Annotated in this window: 1 rRNA gene; it reads left to right on the top strand. The window is 52.4% G+C overall.

Annotated elements, in window-relative coordinates:
- Positions 1-89 precede the first annotated feature (89 nt).
- Positions 90-1,639 (top strand): 16S ribosomal RNA (locus AWM68_RS13200).
- Positions 1,640-1,715 lie beyond the last annotated feature (76 nt).

Here is a 1,715-nt window from a genome sequence, read left to right as displayed (position 1 = left end):
AAAAAGTTCTTTGAAAACTGAACAAAAGAAATAGGTAAGGAATTAAGAATTAATTCCGTCAGTTTTAAAACTAGAGCAAGACAAACACTTTTATGGAGAGTTTGATCCTGGCTCAGGATGAACGCTGGCGGCGTGCCTAATACATGCAAGTCGAGCGAATGAAGAGGAGCTTGCTCCTCTGATTTAGCGGCGGACGGGTGAGTAACACGTGGGTAATCTGCCTGTAAGACGGGGATAACTCCGGGAAACCGGGGCTAATACCGGATAATAAGAGAAGAAGCATTTCTTCTTTTTGAAAGTCGGTTTCGGCTGACACTTACAGATGAGCCCGCGGCGCATTAGCTAGTTGGTGAGGTAACGGCTCACCAAGGCGACGATGCGTAGCCGACCTGAGAGGGTGATCGGCCACACTGGGACTGAGACACGGCCCAGACTCCTACGGGAGGCAGCAGTAGGGAATCTTCGGCAATGGGCGAAAGCCTGACCGAGCAACGCCGCGTGAGCGATGAAGGCCTTCGGGTCGTAAAGCTCTGTTGTTAGAGAAGAACAAGTACGAGAGTAACTGCTCGTACCTTGACGGTACCTAACCAGAAAGCCACGGCTAACTACGTGCCAGCAGCCGCGGTAATACGTAGGTGGCAAGCGTTATCCGGAATTATTGGGCGTAAAGCGCGCGCAGGCGGTCTCTTAAGTCTGATGTGAAAGCCCACGGCTCAACCGTGGAGGGTCATTGGAAACTGGGAGACTTGAGTGCAGGAGAGAAAAGTGGAATTCCACGTGTAGCGGTGAAATGCGTAGAGATGTGGAGGAACACCAGTGGCGAAGGCGGCTTTTTGGCCTGTAACTGACGCTGAGGCGCGAAAGCGTGGGGAGCAAACAGGATTAGATACCCTGGTAGTCCACGCCGTAAACGATGAGTGCTAGGTGTTGGGGGGTTCCACCCTCAGTGCTGAAGTTAACACATTAAGCACTCCGCCTGGGGAGTACGACCGCAAGGTTGAAACTCAAAGGAATTGACGGGGGCCCGCACAAGCAGTGGAGCATGTGGTTTAATTCGAAGCAACGCGAAGAACCTTACCAGGTCTTGACATCCTCTGACCACTCTAGAGATAGAGCTTTCCCCTTCGGGGGACAGAGTGACAGGTGGTGCATGGTTGTCGTCAGCTCGTGTCGTGAGATGTTGGGTTAAGTCCCGCAACGAGCGCAACCCTTGACCTTAGTTGCCAGCATTCAGTTGGGCACTCTAAGGTGACTGCCGGTGACAAACCGGAGGAAGGTGGGGATGACGTCAAATCATCATGCCCCTTATGACCTGGGCTACACACGTGCTACAATGGATGGTACAAAGGGTTGCGAAGCCGCGAGGCCAAGCCAATCCCAAAAAGCCATTCTCAGTTCGGATTGTAGGCTGCAACTCGCCTACATGAAGCCGGAATTGCTAGTAATCGCGGATCAGCATGCCGCGGTGAATACGTTCCCGGGCCTTGTACACACCGCCCGTCACACCACGAGAGTTTGTAACACCCGAAGTCGGTGGGGTAACCCTTTTGGGAGCCAGCCGCCGAAGGTGGGACAGATGATTGGGGTGAAGTCGTAACAAGGTAGCCGTATCGGAAGGTGCGGCTGGATCACCTCCTTTCTATGGAGATTATGAGACAGCTTCGACTGTTTCGTAAGTACACCTATTCTTCTTTTGTTCAGTTTTGAAGGAACTT

Origin of the sequence: Fictibacillus phosphorivorans, assembly GCF_001619875.1 — a bacterium.
GTDB lineage: Bacteria > Bacillota > Bacilli > Bacillales > Fictibacillaceae > Fictibacillus > Fictibacillus phosphorivorans_B.
The sequence above is the reverse complement of the archived record's forward strand: the minus strand, read 5'-3'. Positions and strand labels throughout refer to the sequence as shown.